Consider the following 15,498-nt stretch of genomic DNA (forward strand, 5'->3'; position numbering starts at 1 on the left):
TCCGTACAACTGACGTAACTGGTACTATCGAATTACCAGAAGGCGTAGAAATGGTAATGCCAGGTGACAACATCAACATGATCGTTGAACTGATTCACCCAATCGCGATGGACGACGGTTTACGTTTCGCTATCCGTGAAGGTGGTCGTACAGTAGGTGCGGGCGTTGTTGCTAAAGTATTAGGTTAATTACTCGCGTAATTTCCTAGAGAAGGGCATCAATCGATGCCCTTTTTATGCGTTGTTTGAAAAAGAACCTATCTCATCACTAGTTTGTTGTAAATTATTGGTGAGATAGGCTCTGATACAACGAATCGAGTCCAGTATCTTGCAGATACGAATGTCATAGAGATATGACACTGTGTCAGATGCAATCATAGTTGATTTTATGGTTAGTCTGATTTGTTTTGCTCTTGCGAGGCAAGCTGGCTATTTATTTACATCATATGACAGGTTAATTTATGAGTGCGAATAGCGGAGCTCAAGATAGCAAACGCGGTGGTGATATCGCTAAGTGGATCATTACCGTTTTATTGCTGGCAGTAGCGGTGGGTGGCAACTATCTTTACCGTGAATTTAACCTAGCGTTACGAGCTTTAGCTGTTGTTGCTTTGTTCGTAGCAGCGGGTGGGTTCGCGTTGTGGACAACACAAGGTAAAGCAACATTAGCATTTGCTCGTGAAGCACGCATTGAAATGCGTAAAGTAGTATGGCCAACACGTCAAGAAACATTGCAGACAACCCTGATTGTTGCTGCGGTGACGGCTATTGTGTCATTAGTTCTTTGGGGACTGGATGGCATTCTGGTTCGTTTTGTTTCCTTTATTACTGGCCTGTGAGGTGTTCATGACTGATTCTCCAAAAAAACGCTGGTATGTCATTCAGGCTTTTTCAGGCTTTGAAGGCCGTGTTGCACAGTCTCTGCGTGAGCATATCAAATTAAACGAAATGGAAGACTCATTCGGCGAAGTTATGGTTCCAACCGAAGAAGTGGTTGAGATCCGTAGCGGTCAACGTCGCAAAAGTGAGCGTAAATTTTTCCCAGGTTATGTTCTTGTCCAAATGGTCATGAACGATGCAACTTGGCACTTAGTACGTAATGTACCTCGTGTTATGGGATTCATTGGCGGAACGTCTGACAGACCTGCACCAATTAGCGATAAAGAAGTTGATGCGATTATGAATCGCTTACAACAAGTTGGTGATAAACCGCGTCCTAAAACACTGTTTGAACCAGGTGAAATGGTTCGTGTTAGCGATGGTCCATTTGCTGACTTTAACGGTGTTGTTGAAGAAGTTGATTACGAAAAAAGCCGCTTAAAAGTCTCTGTATCAATCTTTGGTCGTGCAACACCAGTTGAATTAGACTTTAGTCAGGTTGAAAAAGGTTAAACCTTTTTACGTTGCTTTCTTGCAAAAGGTGGAAAAGTTATCTACAATTTTCCACCTTTCGTTTTGAGTTGTTTTGTCATAAGACAGAACAAAGTAAAATCGGGGAGCCCTAGCCGGGCGATATACCCACATTGAGGAATTAATTAATGGCTAAGAAAGTCCAAGCCTATATCAAACTGCAAGTTGCTGCAGGTATGGCTAATCCAAGTCCACCAGTTGGTCCAGCTCTGGGTCAACAAGGTGTTAACATCATGGAATTCTGTAAAGCATTCAACGCTAAAACTGAAAGCGTTGAAAAAGGTTTACCAATTCCTGTTGTTATTACAGTTTACGCTGACCGTTCTTTCACTTTCGTTACCAAAACTCCTCCAGCAGCAGTTCTGCTGAAGAAAGCTGCGGGCGTGAAATCAGGTTCTGGCAAACCGAACAAAGAGAAAGTAGGTAAAATTACTTCTGCTCAAGTTCGTGAAATCGCAGAAACTAAAGCTGCGGACCTGACTGGTGCTGACGTTGAAGCTATGATGCGTTCAATCGAAGGTACTGCTCGTTCCATGGGCCTGGTAGTGGAGGATTAATCTGATGGCTAAACTAACCAAGCGCATGCGCAATATCCGTGAGAAAGTTGAAGTAACTAAACAGTACGAAATTGCTGAAGCAGTTGCTTTACTGAAAGAACTGGCTACTGCTAAATTCGTTGAAAGCGTTGACGTTGCTGTTAACCTTGGCATCGATGCACGTAAATCAGATCAAAACGTTCGTGGTGCAACTGTACTTCCACACGGTACTGGCCGTTCAGTTCGCGTTGCTGTATTCGCACAAGGTGCAAATGCAGAAGCTGCTAAAGAAGCAGGCGCTGAATTAGTCGGTATGGACGACTTAGCTGCTAAAGTTAAAGCTGGCGAAATGGACTTTGACGTTGTTATCGCATCTCCAGATGCAATGCGCGTTGTAGGTCAATTAGGTCAAATCCTTGGCCCTCGTGGCTTAATGCCAAACCCGAAAGTGGGTACTGTAACTCCTAACGTTGCTGAAGCAGTTAAAAATGCTAAAGCTGGTCAGGTTCGTTACCGTAACGACAAAAATGGTATTATCCATACCACTATCGGTAAAGTTGATTTCAACGAAGTTCAATTGAAAGAAAACTTAGAAGCTCTGCTGGTTGCTCTGAAAAAAGCAAAACCATCAGCAGCAAAAGGCGTTTATATCAAGAAAGTAAGCCTGTCTACCACTATGGGTGCAGGTGTTGCGATTGATCAAGCTAGCCTAAGCGCAACAGTTTAATCTTAGATTAGACTAAAGTCATAAAAGACTTTACCTTGGCGTCAAATTTGTATAGAATTTGACGCCTTGAGTTTAGCTATGTTGTATTTCATTTAAGTCGACATAACTAAATTCTCTGAATTTCGGTTGGAGTCTGGCCTATCCAGACCCCGTCCAAGACCGCAGGTGTAAGTAATTACTTAATTTTCCTGCGTAGACGGTGAGAGAGCCAATAAAGAATTATATATTCTGGATTCTACTCACCGTGTTTTAGCGCTTATACCATTGTGGTAATAAGTGATGTGAGTCCCGAGTTTTTACTCGGTTAATCCAGGAGCAAGAAGCTAATGGCACTAAATCTTCAAGACAAACAAGCGATTGTTGCTGAAGTCAGCGAAGTTGCCAAAGGTGCGCTTTCTGCAGTTGTTGCGGATTCCCGTGGCGTTACTGTAGCTAAAATGACCGAACTGCGTAAAGCATGTCGTGAAGCTGGCGTTACTGTACGTGTAGTACGTAACACTCTTCTGCGTCGTGCTGTTGAAGGTACTTCTTATGAAGTACTGAAAGATGCATTTGTTGGTCCAACCTTGATTGCATTTTCTGCTGAACATCCGGGCGCTGCGGCTCGTCTGTTCAAAGATTTCGCGAAAGCGAACCCAGCATTCGAGATTAAAGCGGCTGCCTTTGAAGGTGAGTTTATCCCAGGTTCGAACATCGATCGTCTGGCTACACTCCCAACTTACGATGAAGCAATCGCACGCCTGATGGCAACCATGAAAGAAGCCTCTGCAGGCAAATTGGTTCGCACTCTGGCTGCTCTGCGCGATCAGAAAGAAGCTGCTTAATAGCCAATTTCTTCGTTGCTTTATTTACGTATAAACTTTTTCTGAATTTTAGGAACACTTGTTATGTCTATTTCTAAAGACGATATCTTAAACGCAGTTGCTGAAATGTCTGTAATGGACGTTGTTGAACTGATCTCTATGATGGAAGAAAAATTCGGTGTATCTGCTTCTGCAGCTGTTGCTGTTGCAGCAGGTCCAGCAGAAGCTGCTGAAGAGAAAACTGAATTTGACGTTATCCTGAAAGCTATCGGCGGTAACAAAGTAGCAGTAATCAAAGCAGTACGTGGCGCTACCGGTCTTGGCCTGAAAGAAGCTAAAGACTTAGTAGAATCTGCACCAGCAGCTCTGAAAGAAGGCGTAAGCAAAGATGATGCTGAAGCTCTGAAGAAAGCTCTGGAAGAAGCAGGCGCTGAGGTTGAAGTTAAATAATTTAACTTCCCAGAGTGCAGCCTAACGGCTGATGGCTGGTGATTTTTTGGTCACCAGCCTTTTTGCGCTGTAAGGTAAGAGTCACTTTTTCACACTTTTTTGGTGTCTCATTACTTCAATATTTCTTGCTATTGACGACTTAATATACTGTGTTAATCACTACGATCCACGTTCTCGAAAGCTCGGTAGTGAGATCGACACAATGAAATGATTTAAGAGTAATAGCAATGAATATTCGGGAAATAGTTGTTTTCCTACCTACAAAAAAACAGTGTTAGCAGAATGTCGAGCCATCCTTAAAAAGTTAAGGACAGGCAGAGTGGGTCACTTTTCAGCGAGCTGAGGAACCCTATGGTTTACTCCTATACCGAGAAAAAACGTATTCGTAAGGATTTTGGTAAACGTCCACAAGTTCTGGATGTTCCCTATCTCCTTTCTATCCAACTTGACTCGTTCCAGAAGTTCATCGAGCAAGATCCTGATGGTCAAAACGGTCTGGAAGCCGCTTTCCGTTCCGTATTTCCTATCCAAAGCTACAGTGGTAATGCTGAATTACAATATGTCAGCTACCGCTTAGGCGAGCCTGTTTTTGATGTTAAAGAATGTCAGATCCGCGGTGTAACTTACTCAGCACCTTTGCGTGTAAAACTGCGTCTGGTCATTTATGAACGTGAAGCCCCAGAAGGCACCGTTAAAGACATCAAAGAACAAGAAGTCTATATGGGTGAAATCCCATTAATGACCGATAATGGTACTTTTGTTATCAATGGTACTGAGCGTGTTATCGTTTCCCAGTTACACCGTAGCCCTGGTGTGTTCTTTGATAGTGACAAAGGTAAAACACACTCTTCAGGTAAGGTACTGTATAACGCACGTATTATCCCTTATCGTGGCTCATGGTTAGACTTCGAATTCGACCCTAAAGATAACCTTTTTGTCCGTATTGACCGTCGCCGTAAATTACCTGCGACTATCATTTTACGCGCAATGAATTACAGCACTGAAGACATCTTAGGATTATTCTTCGAAAAAACATTGTTTGAAATCAGCAACAACAAGCTGATGATGACATTAGTGCCTGAACGTCTGCGTGGTGAAACTGCTTCATTTGATATTGAAGCAAACGGCAAAGTGTATGTCGAAAAAGGTCGTCGTATTACCGCTCGCCATATTCGTCAATTAGAAAAAGAGCAAGTTGACCGCATTGAAGTACCTGTTGAATACATTGCAGGTAAAGTGGTTGCTCGTGACTATATTGATGAAGCGACAGGTGAACTGATTTGTGCCGCTAACATGGAAATCTCTTTAGATGTGTTAGCTCGCTTAAGTCAAGCTGGTCATAAAACGATTGAAACTCTGTTTACCAATGACTTAGATCATGGTGCTTATATTTCAGAAACTGTTCGCGTCGATCCTACAAACGATCGTTTAAGCGCTTTAGTTGAAATCTATCGCATGATGCGTCCTGGTGAACCACCTACACGCGAAGCTGCAGAAAACTTATTTGAGAACTTATTCTTCTCTGAAGATCGTTATGATCTTTCTGCTGTGGGTCGTATGAAGTTCAACCGTTCGTTAAGCCGTGACGAAGTTGAAGGTTCTGGCATCCTGAGCCAAGAAGATATCATTGAAGTAATGAAAAAACTGATTGATATCCGTAATGGTAAAGGTGAAGTGGATGATATCGACCACTTAGGTAACCGTCGTATTCGTTCTGTTGGCGAAATGGCTGAAAACCAATTCCGTGTTGGTCTGGTGCGTGTTGAACGTGCAGTTAAAGAGCGTCTGTCTTTAGGCGATCTTGATGCATTAATGCCACAAGATATGATCAACGCAAAACCGATTTCTGCTGCTGTCAAAGAATTCTTTGGCTCTAGCCAGTTATCACAGTTTATGGATCAGAATAACCCTCTATCAGAAATTACGCACAAACGTCGTATTTCTGCATTAGGCCCAGGTGGTTTGACCCGTGAACGTGCAGGCTTCGAAGTTCGAGACGTACACCCAACTCACTACGGTCGTGTGTGCCCAATCGAAACGCCTGAAGGTCCAAATATCGGTCTTATTAACTCATTATCTGTTTATGCACAGACTAACGAGTACGGTTTCCTAGAAACGCCTTACCGTGTTGTTGAAAACAACGCTGTAACAGATGAAATTCACTATCTGTCTGCAATCGAAGAAGGTAACTTCATCATTGCTCAGGCTAACTCCGTATTAGACGATGACAATCATTTCGTTGAAGAATTAGTTACTTGCCGTCATAAAGGTGAGTCAAGCTTATTTAGTCGTGACCAAGTTCAGTACATGGACGTTTCAACTCAACAGGTTGTTTCTGTCGGTGCTTCACTGATCCCATTCCTTGAACACGATGACGCCAACCGTGCATTGATGGGTGCGAACATGCAACGTCAGGCTGTTCCTACACTTCGTGGTGATAAACCACTAGTAGGTACAGGTATGGAACGTGCGGTAGCGGTTGACTCCGGTGTTACTGCGGTTGCTAAACGTGGTGGTGTTGTTCAGTATGTTGATGCTTCTCGTATCGTTATCAAAGTTAACGAAGAAGAGACTTACGCTGGTGAAGCGGGCATCGATATCTATAGCTTGACTAAATACACTCGTTCTAACCAGAACACATGTATTAACCAAACTCCTTGCGTATCTTTAGGTGAACCTGTTGATCGCGGTGACGTGTTAGCTGATGGTCCTTCAACAGACCTTGGTGAGCTAGCATTAGGTCAAAATATGCGCGTGGCATTTATGCCATGGAATGGTTATAACTACGAGGACTCCATCCTTGTATCTGAGCGTGTTGTTCAAGAAGACCGTTTCACTACTATCCATATTCAAGAACTCGCTTGTGTCTCTCGTGATACTAAGTTAGGGCCTGAAGAGATCACTGCTGATATTCCGAATGTCGGTGAAGCAGCGTTATCTAAACTGGATGAATCAGGTATCGTTTATATCGGTGCTGAAGTGAAAGGCGGCGACATTCTGGTTGGTAAAGTAACGCCTAAAGGTGAAACTCAACTGACTCCAGAAGAGAAACTGCTACGTGCTATCTTCGGTGAAAAAGCGTCTGATGTTAAAGATTCTTCTCTACGTGTTCCTAATGGTGTGTCTGGTACAGTTATTGACGTACAGGTCTTCACCCGTGATGGCGTAGAAAAAGATAAACGTGCATTAGAAATCGAAGAATCACAGTTACGTGAAGTTAAGAAAGACTTAACTGAAGAACTGCGTATCTTTGAAGCTGGTCTATTCGCTCGTATCCGTGGAGTTCTAATTGCTGGCGGTATTGAAGCTGAGAAATTAGACAAATTACCTCGTGAACGTTGGTTAGAGCTGGGTATTGCGGATGAAGAGAAGCAAAACCAGTTAGAACAATTAGCTGAACAGTATGATGAACTGAAAGCTGAGTTCGCGAAGAAACTGGAAGCTAAACGTCGTAAAATCACTCAAGGCGATGATTTAGCACCTGGCGTGCTGAAAATCGTTAAGGTTTACCTGGCTGTTAAACGTCAGATCCAACCTGGTGACAAGATGGCGGGTCGTCATGGTAACAAGGGTGTTATCTCTAAGATTAACCCAATTGAAGACATGCCATACGATGAAAACGGTAATCCAGTAGACCTCGTACTGAACCCACTAGGTGTACCATCACGTATGAACATCGGTCAGATCCTTGAAACTCACTTGGGTATGGCTGCTAAAGGTATCGGTGATAAGATCAATGCGATGCTGAAACAGCAACAAGAAGTTGCTAAGTTACGTGAATTTATCCAGAAAGCTTACGATCTGGGTATGGCACCTCGTCAGAAAGTTGATCTGAACACCTTCAGCGATGAAGAAGTGTTACGTCTGGCTGAAAACCTGAAAAAAGGTATGCCAACCGCAACACCAGTGTTCGATGGTGCAGAAGAAATGGAAATTAAAGAGATGCTGAAATTAGCTGATCTTCCAACTTCTGGTCAGATTACACTTTTCGATGGCCGTACAGGTGAACAATTTGAGCGTCCAGTAACTGTTGGTTACATGTACATGCTTAAACTGAACCACTTAGTTGATGACAAGATGCACGCCCGTTCTACCGGTTCGTACAGCTTGGTTACTCAACAACCTCTTGGTGGTAAAGCACAGTTTGGTGGACAGCGTTTCGGGGAGATGGAAGTGTGGGCACTGGAAGCATACGGTGCAGCATATACTCTTCAAGAAATGCTTACTGTTAAGTCGGATGACGTTAACGGTCGTACCAAAATGTACAAAAACATCGTTGATGGTAACCATCAGATGGAACCAGGTATGCCAGAGTCGTTCAACGTATTGTTGAAAGAGATCCGTTCACTGGGTATCAACATCGAATTGGAAGACGAATAACGTATTCCATAAAGACAGACTGCTAGAAATGGCAGTCTGTCAAACAGTGACTACACTGGTTTAAAGGGGTGAATGACAGGGGTCATTTGCCTGGCAGGTCTAACTCCGACAGGAGCCATTTCGTGAAAGACTTATTAAAGTTTCTGAAAGCGCAAACCAAGACCGAAGAGTTTGATGCGATCAAAATTGCTCTGGCATCACCTGATATGATCCGTTCATGGTCATTTGGTGAAGTTAAAAAGCCAGAAACAATTAACTACCGTACGTTCAAACCAGAACGTGACGGTCTTTTCTGCGCCCGTATTTTCGGACCAGTAAAAGATTACGAATGTTTGTGTGGTAAATACAAACGTTTAAAACACCGTGGTGTTATCTGTGAGAAGTGTGGCGTTGAAGTTACACAAACTAAAGTTCGTCGTGAACGTATGGGTCACATCGAATTAGCTTCTCCAGTTGCTCACATTTGGTTCTTGAAATCACTGCCGTCCCGTATCGGTCTGCTGCTGGATATGCCACTGCGCGATATTGAACGTGTACTGTATTTTGAATCTTACGTTGTTGTTGAAGGCGGTATGACCAGCCTTGAGCGCGGACAAATCTTAACAGAAGAGCAATATCTTGATGCATTAGAAGAATTCGGTGACGAATTTGATGCGAAGATGGGTGCAGAAGCTGTTCAGAATCTGTTGCAGAGCATGGATCTGGAACAAGAGTGTGAAACGCTACGTGAAGAGTTAAATGAAACTAACTCTGAAACTAAACGTAAGAAACTGACTAAACGTATCAAGTTACTTGAAGCATTCATGCAATCAGGCAATAAACCTGAATGGATGATCTTAACTGTACTGCCTGTGTTACCACCAGACTTACGTCCACTGGTTCCACTTGATGGCGGTCGTTTTGCGACTTCAGACCTGAACGATTTATATCGTCGTGTGATCAACCGTAACAACCGTTTAAAACGCCTGCTTGATTTAGCAGCACCAGACATTATCGTACGTAACGAAAAACGTATGTTACAAGAGTCTGTGGATGCGTTATTAGACAACGGTCGTCGTGGTCGTGCGATTACAGGTTCTAACAAACGTCCTCTGAAATCTTTGGCTGATATGATCAAAGGTAAACAAGGTCGTTTCCGTCAAAACCTTTTAGGTAAACGTGTTGACTATTCTGGTCGTTCTGTAATCACCGTTGGTCCATACCTGCGTCTGCATCAGTGTGGTCTACCGAAGAAAATGGCTCTTGAGTTATTCAAACCATTTATTTACGGAAAACTGGAAACCCGTGGTTTAGCGACAACAATTAAAGCCGCTAAAAAAATGGTTGAGCGTGAAGAAGCGGTTGTTTGGGATATCTTAGATGAAGTTATCCGCGAACATCCAGTGATGCTAAACCGTGCACCAACACTTCACCGTTTAGGTATTCAGGCATTTGAACCAATCCTTATCGAAGGTAAAGCTATTCAGTTACACCCACTCGTTTGTGCGGCATATAACGCCGACTTCGATGGTGACCAAATGGCGGTTCACGTACCATTGACATTAGAAGCACAGTTAGAAGCTCGTGCATTGATGATGTCAACAAACAACATTCTGTCTCCAGCAAGTGGTGACCCAATCATCGTTCCTTCACAGGACGTTGTATTAGGTCTTTACTACATGACTCGTGACTGCATCAATGCCAAAGGTGAAGGCATGGTGTTAAGTGGTCCTAAAGAAGCTGAACGCGTTTATCGCGCAGGTTTAGCCTCTTTACACGCACGCGTTAAAGTACGTATCACTGAAGAGATCAAAGATGGCGAAGGTAATATCACCACTGAAACTAGCTTAAAAGATACAACTATCGGCCGAGCTATTTTATGGATGATCGTACCAAAAGGCCTACCTTACGCACTGGTTAACCAACCATTAGGTAAGAAAGCAATTTCTAAAATGCTCAATACCTGTTATCGCGTAATGGGCTTGAAACCAACAGTTATTTTTGCTGACCAAATCATGTATACCGGTTTTGCTTACGCAGCACGTTCAGGTGCATCAGTAGGTATCGATGACATGGTTATCCCTGCTAAAAAAGCAGAGATCATTGCAGAAGCTGAAGCGGAAGTTGCAGAAATTCAGGAACAGTTCCAATCCGGTCTGGTAACAGCGGGCGAACGTTACAACAAAGTCATCGATATTTGGGCTGCAGCGAATGAGCGTGTAGCAAAAGCGATGATGGAAAACCTGTCTACTGAAACCGTTATTAACCGTAATGGTGAAGAAGAACAACAAGTATCTTTCAACAGCATCTTTATGATGGCTGACTCCGGTGCTCGTGGTTCTGCAGCTCAGATCCGTCAGTTAGCAGGTATGCGAGGTCTGATGGCTAAGCCAGATGGCTCAATCATCGAGACACCAATCACAGCGAACTTCCGTGAAGGCCTGAACGTACTCCAGTACTTCATCTCAACCCACGGTGCTCGTAAAGGTCTTGCGGATACTGCACTGAAAACAGCAAACTCCGGTTACTTGACTCGTCGTTTAGTTGACGTTGCACAAGACTTAGTCGTAACAGAAGACGACTGTGGTACAACCGAAGGTGTTATGATGACTCCGGTTATCGAAGGTGGTGATGTTAAAGAACCACTGCGTGAACGTGTATTAGGTCGTGTGGCTGCAGAAGATATTCTGAAACCAGGCACTGCCGATATTCTTGTTCCACGTAACACCCTGTTAAACGAAAAACTGTGTGATCTGTTAGAAGAAAACTCAGTTGACAGCGTGAAAGTACGTTCAGTTGTAACCTGTAACACAGACTTCGGTGTATGTGCTAAATGTTATGGTCGTGACCTTGCTCGTGGTCATATCATTAACAAAGGTGAAGCTATCGGTGTTATCGCGGCACAGTCAATCGGTGAACCAGGTACACAGTTAACGATGCGTACGTTCCACATCGGTGGTGCGGCATCTCGTGCGGCAGCAGAATCAAGCATTCAAGTACGTAACAAAGGTACTCTGAAGCTGTTCAATGCGAAGTTCATTACTAATACTGCTGGTAAATTAGTTATCACTTCTCGTAACACTGAATTACGTTTAATTGACGAATTCGGTCGTACGAAAGAAAGCTATAAAGTACCTTACGGTGCTCAATTAGCGAAAGGTGATGGCGAAGCAGTTAACGGTGGCGAAACTGTTGCTAACTGGGATCCACATACAATGCCAGTTGTGAGTGAAGTATCTGGTATCATCCGTTTTGCTGACATGGTTGATGGTCAAACTATCACACGTCAAACAGATGAATTAACAGGTCTTTCTTCACTGGTTGTTCTGGATTCAGCAGAGCGTACAGGTAGCGGTAAAGATTTACGTCCAGCGTTGCGCATCACTGATGCACAAGGTAATGACGTATTAATCCCGAATACTGATATGCCAGCACAGTACTTCCTGCCAGGTAAAGCAATTGTTCAGTTAGACGATGGCATTACAATTAACGCAGGTGACACTTTAGCGCGTATTCCACAAGAATCTGGCGGTACTAAAGATATCACCGGTGGTCTGCCACGCGTTGCTGACCTGTTTGAAGCTCGTCGTCCGAAAGAGCCTGCAATCCTTGCTGAAATCAGCGGTATTGTTTCGTTCGGTAAAGAGACTAAAGGTAAACGTCGCCTAGTTATTTCTCCATTAGACGGTAGCGATGCATACGAAGAGATGATCCCTAAATGGCGTCAGCTTAACGTATTCGAGGGTGAGGTTGTGGAACGTGGTGATGTTATCTCCGATGGTCCAGAATCACCACACGACATTCTGCGCTTACGTGGTGTTCATGCGGTTACTCGCTATATCACTAACGAAGTACAGGAAGTTTACCGTTTACAAGGCGTTAAGATTAACGATAAACACATCGAAGTTATCGTTCGTCAGATGCTACGTAAAGTTACCATTGAGAACGCAGGAAGCTCTGAGTTCCTCGAAGGTGAACAGGTTGAATACGCTCGCGTTAAAGTATCAAACCGTATTCTGGAAGATGATGGCAAAGCACCAGCAACGTATGCTCGTGACCTGTTAGGTATCACGAAAGCATCTCTGGCAACTGAATCCTTCATCTCTGCTGCATCGTTCCAAGAAACAACTCGTGTTCTGACGGAAGCTGCAGTAGCAGGTAAACGTGATGAGTTACGTGGATTGAAAGAAAACGTTATTGTTGGTCGCTTGATCCCAGCTGGTACTGGATATGCGTATCACCAAGATCGTATGAAGCGTCGTCAATCACAACTGCCGACAGATGAAACTGAAACAACAATCAGTGCTGATGAAGCATCTGCTAACTTAGCAGAATTACTGAATGCTGGTTTTGGTGGATTAAAAGACTAAAATCTAATTTAGATTAGATTGAAATGCCCTCCATTGTGAGGGCATTTTTTGTTTCTGTTCTACATAAGTAGGCGAAATGATGAGAATAATAACTAATAGTTTGATTATTCTATGCTTTATTTTTACTGGATTTGTTTCCGCAGCACCTTATGAAAGAGGTATTCCAATAGAAGCTCAATGGGATTTAAAAATGCCCATTACAACATTGATGCAACTGCGCCAACAAAAAACACTATATGCATTTGTGGGTGATAAATTACGACCTGTTGCAGAGCTTTTCCCTAACCAAGGTTTTTATGCATCAGTAGCGGAGGGCGATTACCACAGAATACAATTTGGAAATGCTCAAGGTTATCTTGAAGCAGGTTATTTAGAAGATGGCTATTTTGAAGATATTGTTTCTATTAAACCCGATAAGAAAACACGTTTCTTATCAGATAGCACGAAGAAAACAGATTATCCTATCTACGAATATTTAATTACGACAAAAAATACCCCCATCTATAGTGATAAAGATATTGCTAGCTCACAAATAGCAATACTGTTATCCAACTTACGTTATCCCGTGTTATCACGCACAATAAAAGAAGATGCTGATGGAAATAAAATCAACTGGTTTGAAATTTCTTTAGGCGGTCGCTTAGGTTATATTTCATCAAGAGATGTAAAGCCTGATTTAGGGATACCTGTACTTACCTATCATCATATTCTTAAAGCAACGGAAAACCATAATTTCCGCCATACATCAACGACAACATCATTAACTGCATTTACAGAGCAGATGAATTATTTAAAAGACGCGGGATATGAAACGCTTTCACTAAATCAAGTCGCAGGCTATTTAAATAAAAGTGTCAATTTACCGGGTCGAGCTGTTGCATTAACATTTGATGATGGTTTGCAGTCTGTTTATCGCTATGCTTATCCTCTTTTAAAAGAAAATGGCCAACGAGCAACATTATTTGTTATCTCTTCACGAATAAAATCTGAAACACCTAAGTGGGCACCTAATTCATTGCAATTTATGAGTTGGCAGTCACTTAAATTGAGTCGTGATGTTTTTGATATTCAATCACACTCCCATTTTTTACATCGTTTAGATAATAATAAAAAACCTATTATCTTTAGCCGTCAGTCCCACACAATTATATTGGATTTGCAACGTTCACAACGTGTATTGCGATTATTAAATCCACATCAATATGCCTTTGCATATCCTTTTGGTGGATATAATCAAAGAGCAATCAATGCCGTCAAAACGTCGGGTATGACATTGGCTGTGACGACTGAGCAAGGAAAAGTTCGTTTAGGTGATCCACCTTTCGCTCTAAAAAGACTTTATGCTTTGAGTACAGATCCCATTGAGAAATTTGCGAGGATGGTGGGTAATGATGAATATGAAGTGGTTAATAAAAATATTGTTGTTGATAAATAATTAAAAAGAAAATTTATAATCTTAAAAAATACCTTTGATATTTATTGAAGGTGTTTTTTATTTCTCTATTACTTATTCAGTTAAGATCAATAAATAACTTATATTTTTCAGATAATTATGATTATTTTTTAGTGATAAAAATTTATTTTTTTCTGTAAGCTAGCAATCCAAATTCAGCATGGAGCTAGTTATGAAAAAATCTATATCCATATCTTCTTATGATTCTGCATTTAAACGTTTTATGATGAATGTGAGTAATGCGAAAGACTTTTTCTTTGTCCATTTACCTGAGGACTTAAAAAGTCATTGTGATTTTTCAACGTTGCAATTACAAAATTCTGCTTTCATCGATATTAACTTACGTTCTCGTATGTCTGATATTTTATATTTAGTGAAAACCAAAGAGGGTGATATCTCTATTTATTTACTGATAGAGCATCAATCTAAGCCAGATAAAATGATAGCTTGGCGTATGATGAATTATGCGTTTTACGCTATGAATCAACATTTACAGCAAGGTTATAAATCTTTACCTCTCGTTGTTCCCATTCTGTTTTATCATGGAGAGAAAAAACCTTATCCTTTTCCTGTTAATTGGATGTCATGCTTTCCGCTTAATTCACTTGCTAATAAACTTTATTCTAATAGTTTCTCTTTAATTGATTTGACTTCAATTGATGATGATATTTTACTGACACATAAAAAAGCGGCGGTAATGGAAATTGCGATGAAGCATGTTAATAGTTGTCATGATATTAATGAGATTGCAATACTTTTATCAAAAGCAATAAATCAGAAAAACTGCAGAGATGAAGACACAATTGCTGTTGTAGAATATTTATTCTCAATTATGGATGCATCAGACTTTGAGTTCATTTTAAATAAGATAGTTGAACAAGTAGATAACCACAAAGAGGTGATTATGAATATAGCTTGGAGATTAGAAAATAAAGGATTTAATTTAGGTGTAAGCGAAGGGTTTGAAATAGGCAAAAATGAGGGGATCGAACTGGGCAAAAATGTAGGTATTGAATTAGGTAAGAATGTAGGTATTGAGATTGGAAAAGCTAAAGGCATTGAGTTAGGCAAAACAGAAGGCATTGAAATCGGTAAAAAAATAGTACAAATGGAATTAGCTCAAAACTTATTAAAAGAGAATTTTGATCTTTTATTTATCGAAAAAATATCCGGTTTAAGTATTCAAGAAATTGAAGAATTAACAGTATAATAATTAAACCATCTGTTTTATATAATGTTAAATTAAAAGTATTCTAATATACTGTTTATACTATTTTATTTTTCTTTAATCGTTTTAAATTTATTACATGTTACTTTTATTAAATTATTTAATAAAAACCGCCTTTATTATTTTTAATTAAATAAATTAAAGGCGGTTTTATATTATTTGA

11 protein-coding genes are annotated in these 15,498 nt (G+C 41.3%); all 11 read left to right on the forward strand.

The features are described from left to right. Window positions 1–188, forward strand: a 188-nt coding sequence (locus tag NBG71_RS18140; RefSeq protein ID WP_502926059.1) for an EF-Tu C-terminal domain-related protein, incomplete at its 5' end; no start/stop codon positions are given. Between the two features lie 272 nt (window positions 189–460). Beyond that, window positions 461–838, forward strand: a complete 378-nt coding sequence (secE, locus tag NBG71_RS18145) for a preprotein translocase subunit SecE (RefSeq protein ID WP_006534701.1) — start codon at window positions 461–463, stop codon at window positions 836–838. Window positions 839–845: 7 nt separating this feature from the next. Continuing rightward, the gene (gene nusG / locus NBG71_RS18150; RefSeq protein ID WP_004246900.1) at window positions 846–1,391 is read left to right on the forward strand and encodes a transcription termination/antitermination protein NusG; all 546 of its coding nucleotides are present in this window, start codon (window positions 846–848) and stop codon (window positions 1,389–1,391) included. Window positions 1,392–1,537: 146 nt separating this feature from the next. Beyond that, complete coding sequence (rplK, locus tag NBG71_RS18155) at window positions 1,538–1,966, forward strand: 50S ribosomal protein L11 (protein WP_075673745.1); 429 nt, start codon at window positions 1,538–1,540, stop codon at window positions 1,964–1,966. Between the two features lie 4 nt (window positions 1,967–1,970). Beyond that, window positions 1,971–2,672 carry a 50S ribosomal protein L1 gene (gene rplA, locus NBG71_RS18160; protein ID WP_075673746.1) on the forward strand — a complete coding sequence of 234 codons (702 nt, stop codon included), beginning with the start codon at window positions 1,971–1,973 and terminating at the stop codon, window positions 2,670–2,672. 326 nt (window positions 2,673–2,998) lie between these two features. Beyond that, window positions 2,999–3,496, forward strand: coding sequence for a 50S ribosomal protein L10 (rplJ, locus tag NBG71_RS18165; RefSeq protein WP_006534706.1), 498 nt, complete (start codon window positions 2,999–3,001; stop codon window positions 3,494–3,496). Between the two features lie 63 nt (window positions 3,497–3,559). After that, window positions 3,560–3,925: a 50S ribosomal protein L7/L12 gene (gene rplL / locus NBG71_RS18170; protein WP_075673747.1), complete on the forward strand. Its 366-nt coding sequence runs from the start codon at window positions 3,560–3,562 to the stop codon at window positions 3,923–3,925. 351 nt (window positions 3,926–4,276) lie between these two features. Beyond that, window positions 4,277–8,305, forward strand: coding sequence for a DNA-directed RNA polymerase subunit beta (gene rpoB / locus NBG71_RS18175; RefSeq protein ID WP_075673748.1), 4,029 nt, complete (start codon window positions 4,277–4,279; stop codon window positions 8,303–8,305). Between the two features lie 122 nt (window positions 8,306–8,427). Next, on the forward strand, window positions 8,428–12,654 hold the full coding sequence (gene rpoC / locus NBG71_RS18180) for a DNA-directed RNA polymerase subunit beta' (RefSeq protein ID WP_075673749.1): 4,227 nt from the start codon (window positions 8,428–8,430) through the stop codon (window positions 12,652–12,654). 79 nt (window positions 12,655–12,733) lie between these two features. Next, window positions 12,734–14,089, forward strand: coding sequence for a polysaccharide deacetylase family protein (locus tag NBG71_RS18185; RefSeq protein ID WP_196564025.1), 1,356 nt, complete (start codon window positions 12,734–12,736; stop codon window positions 14,087–14,089). A gap of 190 nt (window positions 14,090–14,279) precedes the next feature. Further along, complete coding sequence (locus tag NBG71_RS18190; RefSeq protein ID WP_196564024.1) at window positions 14,280–15,317, forward strand: Rpn family recombination-promoting nuclease/putative transposase; 1,038 nt, start codon at window positions 14,280–14,282, stop codon at window positions 15,315–15,317. Window positions 15,318–15,498: the final 181 nt, after the last annotated feature.

Origin of the sequence: Proteus sp. FZP2095, from assembly GCF_023701425.1 — a bacterium.
Taxonomy (GTDB): Bacteria; Pseudomonadota; Gammaproteobacteria; order Enterobacterales; family Enterobacteriaceae; genus Proteus; species Proteus cibarius.

What these genes read in the sequence shown, in the direction of transcription:
- NBG71_RS18185 (WP_196564025.1), top strand. Translation starts at nt 12,734, where the DNA reads ATGAGAATAATAACTAATAGTTTGATTATTCTATGCTTTATTTTTACT.
- rplK (WP_075673745.1), top strand. Translation starts at nt 1,538, where the DNA reads ATGGCTAAGAAAGTCCAAGCCTATATCAAACTGCAAGTTGCTGCAGGT.
- rplA (WP_075673746.1), top strand. Translation starts at nt 1,971, where the DNA reads ATGGCTAAACTAACCAAGCGCATGCGCAATATCCGTGAGAAAGTTGAA.
- rplJ (WP_006534706.1), top strand. Translation starts at nt 2,999, where the DNA reads ATGGCACTAAATCTTCAAGACAAACAAGCGATTGTTGCTGAAGTCAGC.
- nusG (WP_004246900.1), top strand. Translation starts at nt 846, where the DNA reads ATGACTGATTCTCCAAAAAAACGCTGGTATGTCATTCAGGCTTTTTCA.
- rpoB (WP_075673748.1), top strand. Translation starts at nt 4,277, where the DNA reads ATGGTTTACTCCTATACCGAGAAAAAACGTATTCGTAAGGATTTTGGT.
- secE (WP_006534701.1), top strand. Translation starts at nt 461, where the DNA reads ATGAGTGCGAATAGCGGAGCTCAAGATAGCAAACGCGGTGGTGATATC.
- NBG71_RS18190 (WP_196564024.1), top strand. Translation starts at nt 14,280, where the DNA reads ATGAAAAAATCTATATCCATATCTTCTTATGATTCTGCATTTAAACGT.
- rplL (WP_075673747.1), top strand. Translation starts at nt 3,560, where the DNA reads ATGTCTATTTCTAAAGACGATATCTTAAACGCAGTTGCTGAAATGTCT.